General features: G+C 75.0%; 2 protein-coding genes and 1 pseudogene. 2 read left to right on the forward strand and 1 reads right to left on the reverse strand.

Annotation, left to right across the window (positions count from 1 at the left end; all coding sequences use genetic code 11):
* Positions 1-125: 125 nt before the first annotated feature.
* Positions 126-500, reverse strand: a complete 375-nt coding sequence (locus GFJ45_RS15870) for a DUF1622 domain-containing protein (protein WP_153399016.1) — start codon at positions 498-500, stop codon at positions 126-128.
* A gap of 125 nt (positions 501-625) precedes the next feature.
* Between GFJ45_RS15870 and GFJ45_RS15875 the strand changes: the two genes are divergently transcribed.
* Both GFJ45_RS15875 and GFJ45_RS15880 read left to right on the forward strand, forming a co-directional pair.
* Positions 626-2,047: a dipeptidase gene (locus GFJ45_RS15875; RefSeq protein ID WP_228387203.1), complete on the forward strand. Its 1,422-nt coding sequence runs from the start codon at positions 626-628 to the stop codon at positions 2,045-2,047.
* Positions 2,044-2,402, forward strand: a pseudogene (locus GFJ45_RS15880) (glutathione S-transferase family protein); the annotation flags it as partial. The gene GFJ45_RS15875 and the pseudogene GFJ45_RS15880, both read left to right, overlap by 4 nt.

Below are 2,402 nucleotides of genomic sequence, written 5' to 3' on the forward strand. Positions count from 1 at the left end.
CGCCGGGCGGCCCGCGCAGGAAGCGGTTGGGGACCTGACCCCAGGGCCCACCACCACCCGCCACCCGACCCCCGCCAGCACGCCGGCGGCGGTGACCGCGAGCGCGGCGCCGTGCAGCAGCCCGGTCACGGCGGGGGCGGCTGGGCGGCAGCCGGTTCCGGCCGCTCCAGCTCCTCGCGCTCGGCCTTGATCTCCCGGGCGAGGAAGTAGTTGAGCGCGGTCCGGATGGCGGCGACGGCGGCGAGCTTGCCGATCTCCTCGAAGGTCGGCGCTACCGCGGTGGTGAGCACGTCGCTGGCGAGCTGGAACTCCAGCCCGAGCGCCAGGAACCGGCCCATCAGCAGCCGGACCCGCACGAAGCCGCGGGTGTCCCGGCGGGCCACCGTCACCACGAACATCGCGAACGCGACGACCGCGCCGACGCCGATGACGACGGCACCGGCAGCCTCGACGAGCCGGACCAGCCAGTCCACGCCCTGGCGCAGCAGTTCTTCGGACACGGGCGCTCCGTCCTCACGGGGGGTCCTGGAGGCTCATCGTCCGGCGAGGACAGGCGGGCCGCAATCGGACGAGGAGGCCGGCGGCCGCAGCGACTCCCGGCCGGCCGGTCGATAGGGTCGGCAGGGTGAGCGACAGCGACCCGGCCGTGACAGCGGCCCACCTGGACCCCGACCGGCTTGCCGAGCTGCGGCGGCGCGTGCACGACCAGATGCCCGCGGTGCGCCAGGACCTGGAGGTGCTGACCCGGATCCCGTCGGTGTCCCTGGACTCCTTCGACCAGCACCACGTGGACCACAGCGCCGAGGCCGTCGCCGACCTGCTGCGGCAGGAGGGCCTGGCGGTCCACGTCGTCCGTGAGGGCGGCCGGCCGGCGGTCATCGGGCACCGGCCAGGGCCGGAGGGCGCACCGACGGTGCTGCTCTACGCCCACCATGACGTGCAGCCGCCGGGGGACGAGGCCGACTGGCTGAGCCCGCCGTTCGAGCCGACCGAGCGGGGGGAGCGGCTGTACGGCCGCGGGGTCGCCGACGACAAGGCCGGCGTGATGGCCCACGTCGCCGCCCTGCGTGCCCACGACGGGAACCCGCCGGTGGGGGTGACCGTGTTCCTCGAGGGCGAGGAGGAGATCGGCTCCGACTCGCTGCCGACCATCCTGGAGCGGCACGGGGAGTCGCTGCGGGCCGACGCGATCGTGCTGGCCGACTCCCACAACTGGAAGGTCGGCGTGCCGGCGCTGACGACCACGCTGCGGGGGATGCTGCGGGTGGTCGTCGAGGTGACGGCGCTCGAGCACGGGGTGCACTCCGGCCTCTACGGCGGGGCGGTCCCGGACGGGCTGACGGCGCTGTGCCGGCTGGTGACCACGCTGCACGACGACGCCGGCGACGTGGCCGTCGAGGGGCTGCTCAGCTCGCAGGCGCCGGACCTGGACTACACCGAGGCGGACCTGCGGGCCGACTCCGGGCTGGCCGAGGGGGTCCCGCCGCTGGGCACCGGGTCGCTGCTGTCGCGGATGTGGACGAAACCGGCGCTGACCGTCATCGGCATCGACGCGCCCACCGTGGCCACCGCCGCCAACCTGCTCACCCCCGTGGGGCGGGCCAAGCTGTCGATGCGGCTGCACCCGGCCGAGGACCCGGAGCGGGCCTTCCAGCTGCTCAAGACGCACCTGGAGGAGCGCGCCCCGTGGGGCTGCCGGGTCAGCGTGGAGCGCTACGACGACGGGCCCGGCTTCGCCGCCGACGCCGACGGGCCGGTCTACGACGAGGCCCGGGCCGCCTTCCGCGACGCCTGGGGCACCGACCCGGTCGACATCGGGGTGGGCGGGTCGATCCCGTTCGTCGCCGCATTCGCCGAGCGGTTCCCCGACGCAGCCATCCTGGTCACCGGCGTGGAGGACCCCGACACCCGCGCCCACGCCGCCAACGAGAGCCTGCACCTGGGCGAGTTCGAGCGGGTCTGCCTGGCCGAGACGCTGCTGCTGGAGCGGCTCGGCCGGCCAGCCCGGAGCACTGCCCAACAGGCCAGCACCCGAGGAGACGCATGAGCCAGACCGAGCAGCAGTCGCAGTCCCGCGCGCCGGGCAACCAGGGCAGCTACGTGGAGCGGGAGTTCAAGCGCGACACCCGCTACATCCCGACCCGGATCACCGCCGACGGCCGGCCGGACGGGCTCACCGTGGAGGCCGGCCGCTACCGGCTCGTGGTCAGCCGGGCCTGCCCGTGGGCGCACCGCGCGGTGATCTCCCGACGGCTGCTGGGGCTGGAGGACGCCATCAGCATGGGCGTCTGCGGGCCCACCCACGACGCCGACAGCTGGACCTTCGACCTGGACCCCGGCGGCGTCGACCCGGTGCTGGGCATCCCACGGCTCAAGGACGCCTACGAGGCGCGCCCGGACGG

The sequence above is a fragment of the Ornithinicoccus halotolerans genome, from assembly GCF_009602535.1.
Taxonomy (GTDB): domain Bacteria; phylum Actinomycetota; class Actinomycetes; order Actinomycetales; family Dermatophilaceae; genus Ornithinicoccus; species Ornithinicoccus halotolerans.